At 30.1% G+C, this 18,761-nt stretch carries 22 protein-coding genes; 12 read left to right on the top strand and 10 right to left on the bottom strand.

What is annotated here, in order from left to right; all coding sequences use genetic code 11:
- Positions 1-6 precede the first annotated feature (6 nt).
- The 5 genes from AC4PG3_RS01335 to rpsF all read right to left on the bottom strand — a co-directional run bounded on the left by AC4PG3_RS01335 (position 7) and on the right by rpsF (position 2,370).
- A complete protein-coding gene (locus AC4PG3_RS01335; RefSeq protein ID WP_492197285.1) occupies positions 7-957 on the bottom strand; it encodes a DUF2232 domain-containing protein in 951 nt (316 codons plus the stop codon).
- Between the two features lie 12 nt (positions 958-969).
- Positions 970-1,281, bottom strand: a complete 312-nt coding sequence (locus tag AC4PG3_RS01330; RefSeq protein WP_492197284.1) for a MazG-like family protein — start codon at positions 1,279-1,281, stop codon at positions 970-972.
- Between the two features lie 108 nt (positions 1,282-1,389).
- Positions 1,390-1,614, bottom strand: a complete 225-nt coding sequence (rpsR, locus tag AC4PG3_RS01325) for a 30S ribosomal protein S18 (RefSeq protein ID WP_492197283.1) — start codon at positions 1,612-1,614, stop codon at positions 1,390-1,392.
- 14 nt (positions 1,615-1,628) lie between these two features.
- Positions 1,629-2,066: a single-stranded DNA-binding protein gene (locus AC4PG3_RS01320; RefSeq protein ID WP_492197282.1), complete on the bottom strand. Its 438-nt coding sequence runs from the start codon at positions 2,064-2,066 to the stop codon at positions 1,629-1,631.
- A 19-nt stretch (positions 2,067-2,085) separates the two neighbouring features.
- Entirely contained in the window at positions 2,086-2,370 is a 285-nt protein-coding gene (gene rpsF / locus AC4PG3_RS01315) for a 30S ribosomal protein S6 (RefSeq protein ID WP_492197281.1), read from the bottom strand.
- A gap of 197 nt (positions 2,371-2,567) precedes the next feature.
- Between rpsF and dpsA the strand changes: the two genes are divergently transcribed.
- Together dpsA and AC4PG3_RS01305 are read left to right on the top strand one after the other, a co-directional pair.
- Positions 2,568-3,437: a dipicolinate synthase subunit DpsA gene (dpsA, locus tag AC4PG3_RS01310; RefSeq protein WP_492197280.1), complete on the top strand. Its 870-nt coding sequence runs from the start codon at positions 2,568-2,570 to the stop codon at positions 3,435-3,437.
- Positions 3,438-3,439: 2 nt separating this feature from the next.
- Positions 3,440-4,018 (top strand): dipicolinate synthase subunit B, encoded by a 579-nt coding sequence (locus AC4PG3_RS01305; RefSeq protein WP_492197279.1) that lies wholly within the window; start codon positions 3,440-3,442, stop codon positions 4,016-4,018.
- 93 nt (positions 4,019-4,111) lie between these two features.
- On the opposite strand, the gene AC4PG3_RS01300 is transcribed toward AC4PG3_RS01305, so the two are convergent.
- A complete protein-coding gene (locus AC4PG3_RS01300; protein ID WP_492197278.1) occupies positions 4,112-4,777 on the bottom strand; it encodes a hypothetical protein in 666 nt (221 codons plus the stop codon).
- Positions 4,778-4,886: 109 nt separating this feature from the next.
- Between AC4PG3_RS01300 and AC4PG3_RS01295 the strand changes: the two genes are divergently transcribed.
- Positions 4,887-5,147, top strand: coding sequence for a hypothetical protein (locus tag AC4PG3_RS01295; protein WP_492197277.1), 261 nt, complete (start codon positions 4,887-4,889; stop codon positions 5,145-5,147).
- Positions 5,148-5,397: 250 nt separating this feature from the next.
- On the opposite strand, the gene AC4PG3_RS01290 is transcribed toward AC4PG3_RS01295, so the two are convergent.
- The gene (locus AC4PG3_RS01290; RefSeq protein ID WP_492197276.1) at positions 5,398-6,390 is read right to left on the bottom strand and encodes an aspartate kinase; all 993 of its coding nucleotides are present in this window, start codon (positions 6,388-6,390) and stop codon (positions 5,398-5,400) included.
- Between the two features lie 184 nt (positions 6,391-6,574).
- On the opposite strand from AC4PG3_RS01290, the gene dapA reads away from it, so the two are divergent.
- The 3 genes from dapA (at position 6,575) to AC4PG3_RS01275 (ending at position 8,806) form a co-directional block, all read left to right on the top strand.
- Complete coding sequence (gene dapA / locus AC4PG3_RS01285; protein WP_492197275.1) at positions 6,575-7,450, top strand: 4-hydroxy-tetrahydrodipicolinate synthase; 876 nt, start codon at positions 6,575-6,577, stop codon at positions 7,448-7,450.
- A gap of 95 nt (positions 7,451-7,545) precedes the next feature.
- Positions 7,546-7,752, top strand: coding sequence for a zinc ribbon domain-containing protein (locus AC4PG3_RS01280; RefSeq protein ID WP_492197274.1), 207 nt, complete (start codon positions 7,546-7,548; stop codon positions 7,750-7,752).
- A gap of 151 nt (positions 7,753-7,903) precedes the next feature.
- The gene (locus tag AC4PG3_RS01275) at positions 7,904-8,806 is read left to right on the top strand and encodes a substrate-binding domain-containing protein (protein WP_492197273.1); all 903 of its coding nucleotides are present in this window, start codon (positions 7,904-7,906) and stop codon (positions 8,804-8,806) included.
- Between the two features lie 216 nt (positions 8,807-9,022).
- Here AC4PG3_RS01275 and AC4PG3_RS01270 read toward each other — a convergent pair whose 3' ends face one another.
- The 3 genes from AC4PG3_RS01270 to AC4PG3_RS01260 all read right to left on the bottom strand — a co-directional run bounded on the left by AC4PG3_RS01270 (position 9,023) and on the right by AC4PG3_RS01260 (position 13,026).
- Positions 9,023-10,447: a carbon starvation CstA family protein gene (locus AC4PG3_RS01270; RefSeq protein WP_492197272.1), complete on the bottom strand. Its 1,425-nt coding sequence runs from the start codon at positions 10,445-10,447 to the stop codon at positions 9,023-9,025.
- 106 nt (positions 10,448-10,553) lie between these two features.
- Complete coding sequence (locus AC4PG3_RS01265; protein ID WP_492197271.1) at positions 10,554-11,324, bottom strand: LytR/AlgR family response regulator transcription factor; 771 nt, start codon at positions 11,322-11,324, stop codon at positions 10,554-10,556.
- Positions 11,325-11,334: 10 nt separating this feature from the next.
- Entirely contained in the window at positions 11,335-13,026 is a 1,692-nt protein-coding gene (locus AC4PG3_RS01260; RefSeq protein ID WP_492197270.1) for a LytS/YhcK type 5TM receptor domain-containing protein, read from the bottom strand.
- Between the two features lie 229 nt (positions 13,027-13,255).
- On the opposite strand from AC4PG3_RS01260, the gene pstC reads away from it, so the two are divergent.
- The 6 genes from pstC to AC4PG3_RS01230 are packed head-to-tail and all read left to right on the top strand — an operon-like array spanning position 13,256 to position 18,732.
- Positions 13,256-14,116: a phosphate ABC transporter permease subunit PstC gene (pstC, locus tag AC4PG3_RS01255; RefSeq protein ID WP_492197269.1), complete on the top strand. Its 861-nt coding sequence runs from the start codon at positions 13,256-13,258 to the stop codon at positions 14,114-14,116.
- On the top strand, positions 14,113-14,925 hold the full coding sequence (gene pstA, locus AC4PG3_RS01250) for a phosphate ABC transporter permease PstA (protein ID WP_492197268.1): 813 nt from the start codon (positions 14,113-14,115) through the stop codon (positions 14,923-14,925). The genes pstC and pstA overlap by 4 nt, the downstream gene beginning before the upstream one ends.
- Positions 14,925-15,677: a phosphate ABC transporter ATP-binding protein PstB gene (gene pstB, locus AC4PG3_RS01245; RefSeq protein ID WP_492197267.1), complete on the top strand. Its 753-nt coding sequence runs from the start codon at positions 14,925-14,927 to the stop codon at positions 15,675-15,677. The genes pstA and pstB overlap by 1 nt, the downstream gene beginning before the upstream one ends.
- A gap of 20 nt (positions 15,678-15,697) precedes the next feature.
- Complete coding sequence (gene phoU / locus AC4PG3_RS01240; RefSeq protein ID WP_492197266.1) at positions 15,698-16,345, top strand: phosphate signaling complex protein PhoU; 648 nt, start codon at positions 15,698-15,700, stop codon at positions 16,343-16,345.
- Between the two features lie 18 nt (positions 16,346-16,363).
- Positions 16,364-17,044, top strand: coding sequence for a response regulator transcription factor (locus AC4PG3_RS01235; RefSeq protein ID WP_492197265.1), 681 nt, complete (start codon positions 16,364-16,366; stop codon positions 17,042-17,044).
- A complete protein-coding gene (locus AC4PG3_RS01230; protein WP_492197264.1) occupies positions 17,041-18,732 on the top strand; it encodes a sensor histidine kinase in 1,692 nt (563 codons plus the stop codon). The genes AC4PG3_RS01235 and AC4PG3_RS01230 overlap by 4 nt, the downstream gene beginning before the upstream one ends.
- Positions 18,733-18,761 lie beyond the last annotated feature (29 nt).

Genomic DNA, 18,761 nt, shown 5'->3' with positions numbered 1-18,761 from the left:
AACCTCCTAAGACGATTTAGGTCTTCTAAGTTTTCTAAAATCAAATATAATATCTAATATACCTATTAGTGATATAAAGGTAAGCATAAAAGCTGTAAATAAAAATACTATATATAGGATGATTCTAAAAATAACAAACATCTTTAAATTCTTAAACAAATACTCTACTACAGATAAACCTTGGATAAAAAACATAAATCCTACTAGAGCAATTAAATTAAGTGTTATAGTATCTAGATATTCAAACTCTAGTTTTCCTGCAATATATGTTACTAAAAACATTACAAGTATCCCAGGAACGATATTGTTTGGTAATCTAAATCTAGAAAACTTAGGAATATTAACTATTTCAATCCCCATTCTCTTAAGACCTACTGCAGATGCAAGATAGTTTAAGTAGCTAATAGCTAGTGAAGAAACAAGTAAAATAGCTGGTATAATGAGAAGTATATATCTATATGCACTCTCTAATAGGTCCTTAGTCTCTGCTAATTCATAATTTGTAAGGTCCATGTCTTTAAACATATTTATTTGAGTTTCCATTATCTCTTTAAAACTCTGTTCCAATTGAGTCACAAATCCTATACCTGTTGAATCTATTAAACTCATAATTATTAGAATAGACATAAAAAATACAACTGTGGAAAATCCTAGTATCTCTAAAGACCTTTTCCTCTTTTTTATAAGATAGGATAGGCAAATACTAAGGGGTAAAAATGTTATAAGTAAAAATAAACTATACTCCCAGCCCACTACCAGACTTATAACCAGGGTAGTTGCAACCATTGAAATCCCACTTAAAGCTATATTTCTTCTCAAGCCAAATATTATAAACCCAGCTGGAAATAATATAAGCAAATATGGAATAAAATAAACGCCAACTAGTGTAAATAAACTCATTACTAAAACAAGTAAAAGCGCTTCTAAGATATTGTTCTTTTCTTTATTGTCATTCAAAAAAATTCACCTCTAATTTTCTCTTGTCTTTATAAAAGCTAATAGAGAACTTAGATCTCCATACCATTTCTCTATTTTATGCTTTTCAATTAGATTTAATTTTATATTTTCTCCTAAGGCTAAATCTAAGTCTTCATATTCTATTCCTAATCTCTTCCCAAGTACATAGGATTCTAAGATTATATTTGATAGTACATCTTCTAAATTTTCTCTTGTATCCTCTTCATTATTGACTAAAATACTGTGTAAATATGCTATATTATTTAATAACTCAGACTTTAACCACTCCACAGTCTTCATGTTTTTTATTATATCTCCATCCACAGCTAACTCCCACCTCTCTATACAATAATTTTTGAAAAAGGTCTTAGTAAAATAATACATAGTATAGAGAAATAAGTCAAATATAAAAAAGAGAGGATATATCCTCTCTTATTCAGCACTATATGGCAATAAGGCTACTTGTCTAGCTCTCTTAATTGCTATTGTAAGTTCTCTTTGATGTTTTGAACAATTTCCAGAAACTCTTCTTGGAAGTATTTTTCCTCTATCTGAAATATGTTTTTTCAATTTATTTATATCTTTGTAATCTATGTGAGATTTTTTATCAGCACAAAAACTACAAACTCTTTTTTTAGGTCTAAATCTTCTTTGCATCTTTTTCCCTCCTTCTAGAATGGAATATCATCATTTCCTACTGGATGGAAACCTTCTATGCCTGAATAATCTCTCTCTTGGGAATCAAAGCCAGAACTTGTATCATTTCTGTCTCCCCACTCTAGGAATTCAACATTTTGAGCCACTACATCTGTAGTATATCTCTTTGTACCATCCTTAGCTTCATAGCTTCCAGATTGTATTCTTCCTTGAATTCCAACTAGTCTTCCTTTGACTAGATATTGAGCACAGTTTTCACCCATTTTTCCCCAAACTACAATATTTATAAAGTCAGCAGTTGGTTGGTTTCTTGCTTCCATTTCTTGTTTCTTTTCTCTAGAGATAGCTTTATCTATTGCTAGAGTAAATGTACATACAGCAGTTCCTGAATTAGGTATATATCTAAGCTCAGGATCCCTAGTAAGTCTTCCTATTAGCGCAACATTATTCAATTATCTCACCATCCTTAGATTAATCTTCTGTTCTAATGATCATGTTTCTCATAATGCTGTCAGAAATTTTAGCGATTCTATCTAATTCTTTGACAACTTCAGGATTAGATTCAAAGTTTATTATATAATAATAACCTTCACCTATGTCATCGATTAAATATGCAAGCTTTCTAATTCCCCATTCATCTATATTGGAAATACTACCATCTGCTTCGATTATTCCTTTTAATCTATCAAGCACTTGAACTCTTTTTTCTTCTTCTAGATTTGGTAAAAAGATAAAAACTCCTTCATATTTTCTCATATGTTTCACCTCCTTGTGGACTGTCGGCTCTATACATATTATAGAGCAAGGAATACCTATGTATTATATCATTAAATAAATTTAGATACAAGTATAAATTTTGAACATTAGGGATGAAAAATTTTGTTCATTCACCTAAAAATGTCTATAAACATAATATATATTAGCTTAAGAACTTTTTTATTTGGAGGGGTTATATGGAAAAGAGATTCACTATACTTGGAGGAGATATGAGAAGCATATACCTTGCTTACTCTCTTTTAGAAGATGGAAAAGATGTGAAAATATTTGGATTCGATGCTATTAAAGATGAACTCAAAATTCAGGAAGAAAATAGTTTAGAAGATGCTATTAAGGATTCGGATGTAATAATAGGTCCACTTCCATTTTCAAGAGATGGAAGCACTATTAATGCACCTTTCGCTTCAAAGGCAATTAATATAAGTGATGTATTTAAGATGATCAGTAAAGAACAAACTTTAATAATTGGCAAAGGAGACAAAGATACTCTGGCTTTGGCTAAGAAGAAAAACATCCATATAGAAGACTATTTTTCAAGAGAAGAAATGCAAATATTAAATGCTATACCTACATCTGAGGGAGCTATAGAAGTTGCTATGAAAGAGATGAAAACAACTATACATGGTTCAAATGTTATGGTTCTTGGCTACGGAAGAATAGGAAAAATACTAGCAAAGATGTTAAATGGAATAGGAGCAAATACTTTTGTTGTAGCTAGAAAATATTGTGATACAGCATGGATAAAGGGTTTCGGATATACTCCCGTATTATTAAAAGATATAGATGAATATGTAAACAACATAAATATAGTATTTAACACAATCCCTAGTTTAGTTTTAGATGAAAAATTATTAAATAAATTAAACAAAGATTGCCTAGTAATTGACCTTGCTTCAAAACCTGGAGGGGTAGATTTAGAAAGTGCAAGAGAACTAGGAATTAAAGTTAAATGGGAACTAGGTGTACCAGGAAAGGTGTCACCTATAACTGCTGCAAATGCAATAAAAGAAGCTGTTTATAATATTATCGTTGAATTGGAGGAATAAAAATGACATTGAAAGGTAAAAAAATAGGCTTTGCCCTTACAGGATCATCATGTAATTTTTCAAAGGTTTTTCCTGAGATAGAAAAAATAGTAGAAGAAGGGGCAGATGTATATCCTATAATATCTCAAGCTGTGGATACATTTGATACTAGATTTGGAACTGCACAAGAGTGGAAGGAAAAGTTAAGGACAATAACAGGAAAAGAGTTAATAAAAACCATAGTAGAAGCAGAGCCTGTAGGACCAAAATTAAATTTAGATATACTTGTAGTGTTTCCATGTACAGGAAACACTGCAGCAAAACTAGCCAATGGAATAACAGATACATCTGTCACCATGGCTGTAAAGGCTCATCTTAGAAACAATAAACCTGTTGTACTTGGAGTAGCTACTAATGATGGTCTAGGCGCCAGTGCAAAAAACTTAGGTCTTCTCATAAATATGAAACATATTTATTTTGTACCCCTAGGGCAAGACAATCCAGATGGCAAACCAAAGTCCTTAGTAGCAGATTTTTCTCAGCTAAAAGATACAATTGAAAAAGCACTATTAAATGAACAAATTCAGCCAGTATTGATATAAAAAAAATATTGATTGTGAAATTCTCAACTGTAAATAAAAAGAGGTGTTTTATAACTAAATTAATTTAGTTATAAAACACCTACTTTAAAAGTTTTAACCATATTGAAATTCTACATCTTTAAATGCCATTCCATAAAACCAAGATCCTCCTGCTGGATCAAATGGGTCACTATCCCACATTTTTTCACATTTAAAATAAAGAGTAGCTGTAATAGACTTTGCATCTATTCCTTTCTCTATATCATCTTTAATTTTATTTAGTACAGTTGCTGGAATCAAGGATGCTAATAATGAAACAACAACACCTCCTCCTGCTACCTTTATAATAGCTACAGCAAGAGCTGTTTTCATTCCAGCCTCAGATAAATTATTTGATATGGCTAGTGCTGTTACTTCAGCAGAACTAATTTTTACAGTTTTTTCTGTTGAACTGTTGCATAAATTGGGTATATCACTAAATTTACTTATTTCATTATCATCAATCTCTATATTTATTACATCTCCTGTAAGATTTGAAGTAATTTGACTAGTACGCACATCAAATAAGAAATCTGCTATTACTTTACCATCTGAATTAAGTGTATATGCACGAGCTACATCATCACTTAAATTTTCATAGAACATTTCATATACCCTTCCTTCTGAATCTTTGAAAACATAACCATCACTAGTTTCAATAGCAAATGTTTGCAAAGGCATCAAGCTTATTAGTAAAACCCCTAGAAAAATACTTAATGATCTCTTAATCCATTTGTTCATTTTACTTCCCCTTTTAAATAGTATAAAGATATGTTAATATCTATTATATAAACCATAACATAATTCTGAATAATTTGCAAATTGTGGATTTTTAAAAGGGGGGGAAGTTATGAAAAGATTTAAAGCCATTATTATATTATCACTTTTCTTTTCAGCAGAAATGACACTAGTTATAATTTTAAGATTTTTCAATGGTATGATATTGAGTGAACTTTTAACTAAAGAAATGTTAATTCAAAATAGTAGAATTATCTTTTATCATAATTTGTTAGGTGTTTCATATTTTTTTCTTAGGCGTAATTCTAATGAAAAGGATAGAAAACGGTATAACCAAGTTAAACAACTATTTAAAGATCTTTTTTACAATTAAAAAAAAGATTGACTTGAATAAGAATGAACATTAGGGACGGGAAACTTTGTTCACATTTGAAACTTTACCTATTAAACTTTCTTTTCTACTTCTTCTAGGCATGATTTACCTCCCTAAATTCTTTAAATATACTTGTTCTACAAATATAGGGAAAGTCCTTCTTTATTTCCATAATATTTATATAAATATAAATTGAGGCTTAAGCACAAAACAAAATGAACAAAGTTTCCCGTCCCCTTTGTTCATTTATTTAAATACTTGCACAAAAATGCTCATATAAATTTGCTGCAAAGTATTTTATCTTATCCTTATCTAAAAATAAAGATATTTTATTTTTATACCATGAAATCCTGAGTATACTTTCATTTTTAAATATAAAATCCTTTATCTCTTTTTCCATTAATTCTCTATATTCATTGTGAAACACAATAGAAACTATTCCAATATCATCTTCCTCTTTTAATGCAATCCCTATAATTTTTTTAGAATTATCTTCTTTATAGTCCCATATAATGGTACCTACTTCATCGGAATAACTTGAGCGAACAGTTATAGGTATATTAAAGTATTTACCAGTCATTACCGCTCTGGGATGAATTACACCTGCACCACTAGAGGCTAACTCATATATATGATCATAAGAAATGTTTTCAATATAATCTGTATGAGGAACTATAGATGGGTCAATAGTTGCAATGCCAGGTACATCTGTAAATATCTCTACTCTTTCAGCATTTAAAAATCCACCAAGGGCTACAGCTGTGGTATCACTACCACCTCTGCCAAGAGTAGTTATCTCTCCATTTATAGTAGCCCCTTGAAAGCCTGCAACTACTACTATTTTCCCCTCTTTAATATGCTTTAAGATTGTAGATGTGTCTATATCTATGATTTTACTTTGAGTAAAATCATCATCTGTCAATATTCCAGCTTGATATCCAGTTAAAGGCACAGATGAAAGTCCTTCTGTATCTAACATATGAGATATAATAGCTGAAGATATAGTTTCTCCACATGACATAATAAGATCTTTCTTTTTTGGATCTATTTTAATATTGATATTTTCAAGTTGGCTTATAAAAGTATCTGTTGCATAAGGATCTCCCTTTTTCCCAATGGCAGAAACAACTATAACCAAATCATTGCCATCTCTTATACATCTTTTTGCATTTCGTATTAGATTTCTTCTACTAGGAATATCCCTAAGTGAAGTTCCACCGTATTTTTGCACAAAAATCCCCATATTATCTCCTCCTTCCAATTTTTTATCTACTATATAACAAATAAAATCAGCTACTAACATAATATTCAAAATCTATCTAATGGTTAAGGCTAGTTTTATATGAACAGATTTAAATAAAAGTCATAAAATATACCATAGATATCAGAGTTATTTATCTGTAATACTAATTTAGGAGTGAAGCTATATGAATGATTGGGGAAGATTAATTACAGCAATGGTGACGCCATTTGATAAGGATTTAAAAGTGGATTTTGAAGCTAGTATAAACCTTGCAAAAAGATTAGTAGAAGAGGGTAATACAGCACTTGTTGTTACAGGAACAACGGGAGAAGCACCTACTTTGACATCTGACGAAAAAATAAAGTTATATAAAATTATAAAAGAAAATGTAGAAGTTCCCATTATCGCAGGAGTAGGTACAAATTCCACCTTAAAAACTATAGAAAATGCAAAAGCTGCTAAAAAGGCAGGGGTAGATGGACTACTTGTAGTTGTTCCATATTACAATAAACCAGACCAAGATTCACTTTATACACATTTTAAAGAAGTAGCAAAGGCTGTAGATCTACCTATTATGTTATACAATGTGCCAGGAAGGACAGGATGTAATCTAATGCCTGAAACTGTTGAAAATTTATCTAATATAAAAAATATCGTAGCACTTAAAGAAGCAAATAGCGATTTAGTTCAACTATCAGAGATAATAAAAAGGGTTCCTGAAGACTTCAAAGTATATTCAGGTGATGATGTAATGCTACTTCCAGCAATGTCAGTTGGTGCTTATGGAGTAGTAAGTGTGTGCAGTCATATAGTAGGAAGAGAAATAGGAGAAATGATAGATTCATTTGTAAATGGGGATATAAATCGTGCAAAGGATATACATTTGAAGCTATTAAATATATTTAGAAAATTATTTATAATAACAAATCCAATTCCAGTAAAAGCAGCCCTTAATATGCTAGGCGAAAATGTGGGAGGACTAAGACTTCCTCTAACACAGTCAAGACAGTATGTATTAGATGAAATAAGAGGAGAACTTAAAAACCTAGGTCTAATATAATTCCCCTCAATATAAATGACTTTATGCTATTTTGACATAAAGTCTTGACATTTAAAATAAATATAACTATATTTATTTTAAACTAGGTGATATATATGGAAAATAAAGGTTGTGTGAAATGCGGAAGTATGGATGCTGGTACCAAGGAAATTGCAGCTACAGGAACCGGACTTTCTAAATTATTTGACATACAAAACAATAGGTTTTTAGTAGTGTATTGTAAAAACTGTGGTTACTCTGAGCTGTATAATAGAGAGTCATCTACAGCTTCAAATGTATTAGATTTATTTTTTGGTGGATAAAAAATAGTACAGTCTTTTAAAAGATTGTACTATTTTTTTACCCTCCCCTTTGTTCATTTGATCATTTTACATATTCTTAACATTACTTGACTATTAGATTTTACATTACTGTTTTATTATGTAATTAAATTCAAATTGAAAGGAAGATTACATGAAAAAAATAATTGGTTTAGTATTAATCTTAAGTCTTGTACTAGCTGCTTTAGTTGGATGTAATTCATCTAATAATACAAACGGTGATGAAGGATCAAATAATGATGAAGCAGGATTTGACGGTACTATAAATGTAGTAAGTAGAGAAGATGGTTCTGGAACAAGAGGAGCATTTATTGAAATAGTAGGTATTTTAGAAAAGGATTCTGACGGAAATAAAACAGACAACACGTACGAAGAAGCCATAATCCAAAATGGAACTGATGCTGTAATGACTACTGTAGCTGGAGATAAAAATTCAATAGGATATATATCTCTTGGATCTCTAAATAATACAGTTAAAGCTCTAAAAATTGATAATGTAGAAGCTACATCTGAAAATGTTCAAAATGGTTCTTATAAAATTTCTAGACCATTTAATATAGCTTATAAAGGTGATTTAAATTCTCTTGGAGAAGATTTCCTAAACTTTATCTTAAGTTCAGATGGTCAAAATATAGTGGTGGAAGAAGGTTATGTTCCAATTAGTAAAGATTTAGAAGGTTTTAATAGTTCAAGTCAAGAAGGAAATTTAGTAGTAGCAGGATCTACTTCTGTTAGTCCAGTTATGGAAAAATTAGCTGAGAAATATGAAGAAATAAATCCTGATGTTTCTATTGAAATCCAATCTACAGGTTCTTCTGCTGGTATGCAATCTGCTATGGAAGGTAGTGCTGATATTGGAATGGCTTCAAGAGAATTAAAGGATTCTGAAAAGGAAGTATTAAATCATGAACCAATTGCAATAGACGGTATTGCAGTAATAGTAAATAATGAAAATGATGTTGAAGGTATCAGCTTAGATGAAGTAAAATCAATTTATACTGGTGAAACAAGCTCTTGGAATGATATAGAAAAATAGTCTAACTCTTGTTAGGCTTTTTTTACAAAATTCACATATATTTATATTTAAATTTTACATGATAGAGAAATTTTTATGGAAAAGAAAGTAATCACAAAACAGGGCATAGCTTTTTAAAGCTATGCCCTGTTTTTAAATCTATTTCTTGACTGATATTTTATATTATTCTAAAATTAAATCTTATCAAGATAACAACTCTTTCGAACTTACAATTACTTAATCTACTTTCTCAGATTTTTGGATAGATTTTTTAGTTTTATCTAAAAATATAAACATGGATATAACAGCTATAGCAGCTCCTACAGGATATGAAATACTGTTTGCAAGTCTAAATCCTTCAGGTGCTTGTAATAAATAAGTAGCTGAAACTGCTGTCATAAACATTGCTGGTAAACTAGCCATCCAATGTGATTTCTTGTTTTTAACTAAGTATGCTGATGAAGCCCAAAGAACTATCATAGCTAAAGTTTGATTTGCCCAAGAAAAGTATCTCCAAATTATATTAAAATCTATTCTAGTTAATCCAAAAGCTGCTATAAATAAAGGAATTGCTAATGATAATCTATTTTTTATTTCTGATTGATTATAATCAACAGCATCGGATATTGTAAGTCTTGCTGATCTAAATGCTGTATCCCCAGAAGTTATTGGTGCTGCAATAACACCTATCATAGCCAGTATACCTCCAACTTTTCCTAGCATATTACTCGAAATTATATTTACAACACCAGCTGCTCCTCCATTTGCAAATGCTGCTCCAAGCCCTTCTGTTCCTCCAAAAAAGGACATTGCTGCCGCTGCCCATATCATAGCAATTACACCTTCTGCTATCATTGAACCATAGAATATTTCCCTTCCTTGATTCTCATTCATCATGCATCTTGCCATCATTGGAGACTGAGTTGCATGAAATCCTGATATTGCTCCACAAGCTATTGTTGTAAATAACATAGCCCATATTGGAAGGCCTTCTGGATGTAGACTTTGAATTGTAAAATCTGGTAGAACATATCCTCCAGTAATCATTTTAAATCCAATTCCTGCCGCCATTGCAAGTAATGAGAACCCGAAAATCGGATAAAATTTTCCAATGATTTTGTCAACTGGTAAAATTGTGGCTAAGAAATAATATGCAAATATAAATGCAAGCCAAATATCAATGTTCTCAATTCCAAAAAAACCTAAATTAGCCAATAAATCCGCTGGCCCTATCATAAATACAGTTCCCACTAATATTAATAATACCACTGAGAATACTCTCATTAATTGGCGAGAACCTTTTCCTAGATATATTCCTACTATTTCTGAAATGCTTTTCCCATCATGTCTTACTGAAAGCATTCCTGAAAAATAATCATGTACTCCCCCTGCAAAAACTGATCCTAGTGCAATCCAAACAAAGGCCATAGGTCCAAATAATGCCCCTTGAATAGCTCCAAAAATGGGACCTAAACCTGCTATATTAAGTAATTGAATCAAGAAAACCCTTGTCTTACTCATAGGAATATAATCTATTCCATCTTCAAGTCTATAAGCTGGTGTTTCTATACTACTATCCGAACCAAAATGTCTATCTACTAACTTGCCATATGTAAAATAACCAACTACTAAAACAATGATACCAATAATAAACTGTAACATAAATATCCTCCTAATTTATATTTATTTAATTACACATATTATAACTTAGGAGGTGTATATTCTATTTAATTAAAGATGTAATGCAATATTCCCAGTATTAAATACATTAATACATATTCATAATACGTTTAAATTCTTTTACATTACTCCTACTTACAGGTATTTTTTCTTCTGAGTCTCTCATTATTAGATTGAGGGTTGAATTAAACCATACTTCTATTGAGGATATATAATCAAGATTTACTATAAATGATTTGTGACTTCTGAAAAATATTTTATTATCTAATTTTTTCATAAGGTCATTTAAGGTTAAAGCGATAAAATATTTATTATCTTTTGCATAAATTACTGTATTCTTATCCTCTACTGTTATATATATAATATCTTCATAATTTAAAGGTATAATTTTATTTTCATGATACACTGTAATTTTATTTATATTTTCTTTTGATTTATCTAAATCTAAATATTTAATCAATTGTACTATTTCATTTTTTCGATTTTTATTTTCTCTTTCCTTTACATAAATTTTATTTTTCAAACTTTTTACAAGTTGTTTTTCATCAATTGGCTTTAGTAGATAATCTACAGCATTAACTTCAAATGCATTTAAAGCAAAATTATCATATGCTGTAACAAATATTATTTTGGGTGGATTTTCTTTTTCCATAAGTATTCTGGCTACATCTATTCCACTTATTTCAGGCATTTTTATATCAAGAAAAATTAAATCTAAATCTTCTGTGTTACATAAATTTAAAGCATCTAGTCCATTTGAGGCTTCTCCTACCACAATGATATCTTCACATTTACTAAGTATATATTTTAGCTCATCTCTTGCTGGCTTTTCATCATCTACTACTATACATCTAAGCAAATAATCCCTCCTAATTAGGAATCACTACTATAACTTTAGTTCCTACATCTATTTTGCTATCTATTTTTAAAGCATATTTTTCTCCATATTTATTAATTAATCTATTATTTACATTTTTAATGCCTATCCTATCTTCTGTGGTATTATCAGAGAGTATATAATTTATAAATTCTTCTTCAATTCCAACTCCATCATCTTCTACAGTAATTATTGTATTATTATTGTCATTATCTTTTCTTGCTTTTATTTTTACAGTTCCACCTTTTATCCTAGTTACTATCCCATGTTTCACAGCATTTTCTGCTAAAGGTTGTATTATTAAAGGTGGAAGACTACATTCAATATCACCTGGAATATCATAAATTATTTCAAGTTTATCTCCAAATCTAGCTTTTTCTATTTCCATATATGAATTTACATTGTTGATTTCTTTTTTCAAACTTATATCTTGAAAATTACTATTTAAATTGTTTCTAAAATAATTTCCAAGATGAATTAATAAGTTTCTTGCTTTATCTGGCTCGATTCTTATGAGTGAACTTATTGTATTTATTGCATTAAATAAAAAATGTGGATTGATTTGAGCCTGTAACATTTGAAGTTCAGATTTTGTTAATAATTCTTTTTGAATGTCTAATTTTGATAATTCTATTTGAGTTGAGAAAATCTTAGTAAGTCCAATTGCGATTTCTTTTTCTACTTCTGTTATTCCATTTTCATCACTTTTATAAAGCTTAAGTGTTCCTATTACTTTGTCCCCTTCATAAAGAGGGACTATTATTGCCGATTGTAATGGACAACTCTTTTCATTGCACCCAATTTCTTTTTTATTATTAGATAACTTATAGTTTCCCTTTTCTATTACATCCCTACTTATCTTGGTTTGTATAGGCATTCCATATATATGATGGTCTCTCCCTATTCCTACATGTGCTAGTATTTTTTCTCTATCTGTAAGTGCCACTGCATCAATTGCTAAATTGGCTTTTATAATATTTGCAACTTTTTCTGCGGTTTCCCTATTATATCCTAATCTAAAGTATTGTAATGTCTTATCAGCTATCTTAAGAGCTGAATGTGCCTGATAAGCTGCTTCTTTTTCTACTTCCTTCATGAAACTATCTACAATAAAAATGAAGGCTGCTATACCTAAAGCATTCGCTATTATCATTGGCATCCCTATTATCTTTACAAGCTCCAATGCTTCATTATAAGGTTTTGCAACTATAAGTATTATTATCATTTGGATTATCTCTGCTAAAATACCCCCAATAAAAGCAAATAGTACTTTATGTTTTGAATTATCAAATCTTTTTTTTAAATATCCTGCTAATATCCCTTCAATTATAGTAGATATTCCACATGCTAGAGCTGAAAACCCGCCAATATCTATTAAGTATCTATGACTTCCTGCCAATATTCCTGAAGCTATGCCCACTACTGGACCACCTAAAAGTCCACCTACAAATATACCTATGACTCTTGAGTTTACAATTGCATCATTGACTTCTAAGCCGACAAATGTTCCAATTATACCAATACCACCAAAGACTATTGACAAAATTAATTTATCTAGTGAATCAAATTTTTTCTTAGATAATATTTTTTGGAACATACCAATTTGAGATAATATAAATGCAAGTGCTATTATTAAAGTAACCCTTGCTGATAAACTATTAAATAGTAATTGAAACACTTTCACCACGTCTTTCTTCTTTATTTACCCTAAAAGTATATTATAATTTAACTTTTAAATCAATTAATCATAAAAATTTAAATAATAATTGGGAAATAATTGGATAAAATCTATCATCGAAAAACATCCTAACAATTAATAGGATGTTTTTTACATATATTTTACATATATCTACAGTTAGATTTTACACAGTTTTGATACTTTATTTATATACTAAGAAAACAAAGGAGAGCTTATGAAAAAAAAATCATTTGAAGACATTATGAAATTTATTTTTATTTTATCTGCAATGGCATCAATAATTGCTATTATATTGATGTGTATATTCATTTTTAGTGGAGGAATTCCATTTATTAAAGAATATGGACTTAAAAACTTTCTACTTGGAACACAATGGAAACCATCCAACTCCCCTGCATCCTATGGAATACTCCCTATGATATTAGGATCATTATATGTAACTATAGGTGCTATTATCATAGGAGTACCCATTGGAGTTTTAACTGCAACTTATCTTGCAAAGTTTAGCGATGGAAGACTATATAAATTTTTAAAACCTTGTATAAACCTTATGGCTGGAATCCCCTCAATTGTATATGGATTTTTTGCTTTAACTGTAATAGTTCCATTTATTAGAGATATCTTTGGAGGAACAGGGATGAACATCATTACTGCATCTATACTTTTAGGAATAATGATATTACCAACTATTATAAGTATATCTGAATCCTCTATAAGAGCTGTACCCCAAAGTTATTATGAAGGAAGTATAGCATTGGGAGCAAGTCATGAAAGATCAGTGATGACAGTGGTCCTGCCAGCAGCCAAGTCTGGTGTTATATCTTCCATTATATTGGGAATTGGACGTGCCATCGGTGAGACAATGGCAGTTATATTAGTTACTGGAAACCAAGCTCGTATGCCTGCTGGAATTACTAAGGGTGTTAGAACACTTACTACTAATATAGTTATGGATATGGCATATGCTGCCGACACCCATAGAGAAGCCCTTATTGCAACTGCTCTTGTACTATTTGTATTTATATTAATAATAAATGGCATATTTTCCATAGTAAAAAGGAGGACTTTAAATTGAGCAAGCTTACCAGATATACAATTAAATTATCTGCTATTTTAACCTTTGGAACATTATTTTTTATTATTGGATATATCCTAGTCAAGGGTATTCCTCATTTGCAATTATCATTATTTGAATTTGAGTACACATCAGAAAATGTATCTCTTTTTCCTGCAATTATAACTACTATAATGATAATAGCACTTACTCTTATTATTGCTACACCTATAGGTGTCTTTACAGGTTTTTATTTAATAGAGTATGCTAAAAAAGGTAGTAAATTAGTTGAAACTATTAGAATAACTACAGAAACCCTATCTGGTATTCCTTCTATTATATATGGATTGTTTGGGATGTTGTTCTTTGTAATTAAATTAGGATTTCAATATTCTCTTTTAGCAGGTACTCTTACTGCTACTATAATGGTTTTACCCCTTATAATAAGAACTACAGAGGAAGCCCTTTTATCTGTTAATGACAGTCTTAGAGAAGCTAGTTTTGGTCTTGGAGCAGGTAAACTTAGAACTATATTTAAAGTTGTTCTACCAGTGGCAATGCCTGGTATATTGTCAGGGATTATATTATCCATAGGTAGAATAGTTGGAGAAACTGCTGCCCTTATGTACACTCTGGGAACAGCATCTAAAATACCAAATGGATTATTTTCCTCCGGTAGAACCCTATCTCTTCATATGTATTTATTATCTACAGAGGGTTTTCACGTAAATGAATCCTATGCTACAGGAGTCGTGTTATTGATTACAATTTTAGTTATTAATGGTTTATCCACTTATATGAGTAATAGACTAAGGAGAGGAAAGATATAATGAATAAAATAAGTATAAAAAACCTAAATCTATATTATGATAATTTTCACGCTTTAAAGGATATAAATATGGATATTAAAGAAAATGAAATAACTGGATTTATAGGCCCTTCTGGATGTGGTAAATCTTCTTTATTAAAGAGTTTAAATCGTATGAATGATCTTGTTGAAGGATGTAGGATTACAGGAGATGTAATCATAGATGATAAAAATATATTTTCTAAAAATGTAGATGTAAACTTACTAAGAAAAAGAGTTGGTATGGTGTTTCAAAAGCCTAATCCCTTCCCTATGAGTATATATGATAATATTGCCTATGGTCCTAGAACTCATAATATAAAAAACAAAGCTAAATTAGATGAAATAGTAGAAAAAAGCTTACAAAGAGCTGCTATTTGGGATGAAGTAAAGGATGACTTAAAAAAGAGCGCCTTAAGATTATCAGGTGGACAACAACAAAGAATATGTATAGCTAGGGCTTTAGCAGTTGAGCCTGAAGTATTGCTAATGGATGAGCCTACTAGTGCCCTTGATCCTATTTCCACAGCTAAAATAGAAGATTTAATCCAAGAATTAAAAAAGGAATACACCATTATCATAGTTACTCACAATATGCAACAAGCCACAAGGGTATCTGACAAAACTGCCTTTTTCCTAAATGGAGAAGTTGTTGAATTTAATGATACAAACACTTTATTTTCAATACCACAGGACAAACGTACTGAAGATTATATTACTGGTAGATTTGGTTAAAATTAAAAGGGGGTATAAATATGAGAAGCAATTTTGATAAAGAATTAGATTTGCTTAATAATGAACTTATAAAAATGGGAAGCCTAGTAGAAGAGAGAATTGAAAATGCTATAGAAGCATTGATAAATAGAGATATAGATCTGGCAAAAGATATTATTCGTGGGGATAGTGAAATAGATGATATGGAGAAGGATATCGAATCTAAATGTTTAAAGCTTTTATTAAAACAACATCCTGTAGCAGGAGATTTAAGATTGATATCTTCTATATTGAAAATGATTACTGATCTAGAAAGAATAGGTGATCAAGCCCAAGATATATCTGAAATAGCCATAATGCTTGCGAAGGAAAAATATATTAAGGAATTAACCCATATTCCACAAATGGGAGAGGCTACTATATACATGGTGAAAAAGAGTATTGACGCCTTTGTAAATAATAATATGGACTTAGCTTATGAAGTAATAGATTTTGATGATAAAGTAGACAATTTATTTGATATAATAAAAGATGAACTCATACTTCTAATTAGAAAAGATGTAAACAATGGAGAACAGGCTATTAATTTTCTTATGATTGCTAAATATCTTGAGAGAATAGGAGATCATGCAGAGAATATAGCAGAATGGGTTTTATTTTCAATTACAGGAAAACATATAAATCAATAATTCAACAGGAGTGATAGTATGTCTAAAATATATTGTGTAGAAGATGATGAAAGCATTAGACAATTAATAGTCTATGCCTTGGAAAATAGTGGGTTTGAAGCTGAAGGCTTTGAAGATGGTAATGAATTTTTATCTAAAATCAATAGTTCTATTCCTGACTTGATTCTTCTAGACATTATGCTTCCTGGAGATAATGGTTTAAATATTTTAAAAAAACTTAAAGCTAATTTTAGTTTAAAAGATATACCTGTGATAATGATTACAGCAAAGACTTCTGAATATGACAAAGTCAAAGGTCTAGATATGGGAGCAGATGATTATATCTCAAAACCCTTCGGCGTAATGGAACTTATATCTAGGGTAAAAGCTGTATTGAGAAGAACTAATTCAATATCACATTCAAAAAATCTATCTCTCAATGGTATATCTATGGATTACGAAAAAAGACTAGTTACTGTAGATGAAGAGGTAATAAAACTCACATATAAAGAATTTGAGCTACTCTATTTCCTATTGAAAAATCAGGATATAGTATTGACAAGGGAAATGATTATGAACCAAATTTGGGGTTTTGACTTTGAAGGTGAAACTCGAACTGTGGATGTTCATATTGGGACTTTAAGGCAAAAACTCGGCGAAAAGGGTAAACTAATACAAACCATAAGAAATGTAGGATATAAGGTAGGGAGTATTCTATGAAGAGAAAAATTTACTTAAATATAGCTACTTTGTCTGCTTTAGTTGCCATAGTAGTTACAGTATTTTTGCTTCTTACCTTTTATAATTTTCATGTGAAAAACGAAATAAAAAGTCTAAAAGATTATGGCAATATAATATCAGATATTTTAATTCCTTTAGATGATATTACAATGGACTCTCTAAATAAAAATACTAAGACAAATATTAGAATTACAATAGTAAATTTAGATGGAGATGTAATGTTTGATAATATAGCAAATCCTGAAAATATGGAAAATCATTTGCATAGACCAGAAATAAAAGAAGCTTTAGAATTTGGTGAAGGAGAATCTGTAAGATATTCTACTACTTTAGGCAAGGATACTTACTATTATGCCATATTGCTTTCAAATAATTCTATACTTAGATTGTCTCGACAAAGCGCTAATATATTTTCCCATTTTGCAAATATATTGCCTATTATATTTCTAATTGTATTTCTAATATTATTACTTTCATTTTTTACTTCTTCTATCCTAACTAAAAAAATCATAGATCCTGTTGAGAATATTGCTAAAAACATGGAGGAATTTGTAAGTAAAAAAGAATCTAATCAAATTACTATTTATGATGAAATAATGCCTTTTATAAAAAAAGTAAAAATCCAAGAAAAGCAAATAGAATATAATATGAAAACCTTAGAAGAAAAAGCTGCCCTTATGGATGTTATAACTTCTAGTATGGAGGAGGGCCTTATACTTTTAGATAAGGATAAAAAAATCTTATCTACTAATGACAGTGGTGTTAAACTCCTTGAAGGAAAAGTTGAGATGTCTTATCATGGTAAAGATTTTATAAATCTATGTAGAAATATGAAACTATATAATACTTTGGAAAAAACTATAGATTCTAAATCTAGTGAAGAGATAATATTAGACCAAGGAGAGAAATATCTCAATATATATATTAATCCTGTTTTAAGTGATAATAGATTAGTGGGTCTTGTTATCCTTGTAGTAGATTTTACCAAAAAACACAAGCTTGATTTAATGCGTAGAGAATTCTCTGCAAATGTCTCCCATGAGTTAAAAACTCCTTTAACATCTATCAATGGCTATGCAGAAATGATGGAAAATGGAATGGTTAAAGATGAAGACATTAAAAAGTTTGCAGCTACTATTCGAAAAGAAGGCTCTAGACTATTAAATCTTATTGACTCCATAATTAAATTATCTAAAATCGAAGAAGAAGAATATGAAAAAGACTTTAAGTATATTGATATTTATAATATTGGAAAAAATACTATGGATAATTTAAATTTTATTGCCCAGGAAAAAAATATAGATTTAAATCTCCATGGCAAATCTACTTTTATAAATGGAAATGAAAATATGATTGAAGAGCTTATATATAATCTTTTAGATAATGGGATAAAGTACACCCCTCCTGGTGGAAAGGTAGATTTAGAAATAGATAAACAAGATGATAAAGCTATTATCAAAGTTTCAGATACAGGTGTGGGTATCTCCCCTTCTCATCAAAATAGAATATTTGAAAGATTTTATACTGCAGATAAAAGCAGATCAAAAAAGACCAATAGTACAGGACTAGGCCTTTCTATTGTCAAGCATATAGTAGAGCACCATAATGGAAAGATTGAACTAGTAAGTGAAATGGATAAAGGCACGGAAATCACAATAGAAATATAGACGAAAGGATGGGGCACTATGCCCTCATC

It is taken from the genome of Tissierella sp. QWL-11 (genome assembly GCF_058683765.1).
This window is presented reverse-complemented; position numbering and strand designations above follow the sequence as displayed.

Bases quoted from the DNA above. Each gene is read 5' to 3' on its own strand.
- rpsR (WP_492197283.1), bottom strand. From the start codon at position 1,614: ATGCAAAGAAGATTTAGACCTAAAAAAAGAGTTTGTAGTTTTTGTGCT.
- rpsF (WP_492197281.1), bottom strand. From the start codon at position 2,370: ATGAGAAAATATGAAGGAGTTTTTATCTTTTTACCAAATCTAGAAGAA.
- dpsA (WP_492197280.1), top strand. From the start codon at position 2,568: ATGGAAAAGAGATTCACTATACTTGGAGGAGATATGAGAAGCATATAC.
- AC4PG3_RS01305 (WP_492197279.1), top strand. From the start codon at position 3,440: ATGACATTGAAAGGTAAAAAAATAGGCTTTGCCCTTACAGGATCATCA.
- AC4PG3_RS01300 (WP_492197278.1), bottom strand. From the start codon at position 4,777: ATGAACAAATGGATTAAGAGATCATTAAGTATTTTTCTAGGGGTTTTA.
- AC4PG3_RS01295 (WP_492197277.1), top strand. From the start codon at position 4,887: ATGAAAAGATTTAAAGCCATTATTATATTATCACTTTTCTTTTCAGCA.
- AC4PG3_RS01290 (WP_492197276.1), bottom strand. From the start codon at position 6,390: ATGGGGATTTTTGTGCAAAAATACGGTGGAACTTCACTTAGGGATATT.
- dapA (WP_492197275.1), top strand. From the start codon at position 6,575: ATGAATGATTGGGGAAGATTAATTACAGCAATGGTGACGCCATTTGAT.
- AC4PG3_RS01280 (WP_492197274.1), top strand. From the start codon at position 7,546: ATGGAAAATAAAGGTTGTGTGAAATGCGGAAGTATGGATGCTGGTACC.
- AC4PG3_RS01275 (WP_492197273.1), top strand. From the start codon at position 7,904: ATGAAAAAAATAATTGGTTTAGTATTAATCTTAAGTCTTGTACTAGCT.
- AC4PG3_RS01270 (WP_492197272.1), bottom strand. From the start codon at position 10,447: ATGTTACAGTTTATTATTGGTATCATTGTTTTAGTAGTTGGTTATTTT.
- pstC (WP_492197269.1), top strand. From the start codon at position 13,256: ATGAAAAAAAAATCATTTGAAGACATTATGAAATTTATTTTTATTTTA.
- pstB (WP_492197267.1), top strand. From the start codon at position 14,925: ATGAATAAAATAAGTATAAAAAACCTAAATCTATATTATGATAATTTT.
- phoU (WP_492197266.1), top strand. From the start codon at position 15,698: ATGAGAAGCAATTTTGATAAAGAATTAGATTTGCTTAATAATGAACTT.
- AC4PG3_RS01235 (WP_492197265.1), top strand. From the start codon at position 16,364: ATGTCTAAAATATATTGTGTAGAAGATGATGAAAGCATTAGACAATTA.
- AC4PG3_RS01230 (WP_492197264.1), top strand. From the start codon at position 17,041: ATGAAGAGAAAAATTTACTTAAATATAGCTACTTTGTCTGCTTTAGTT.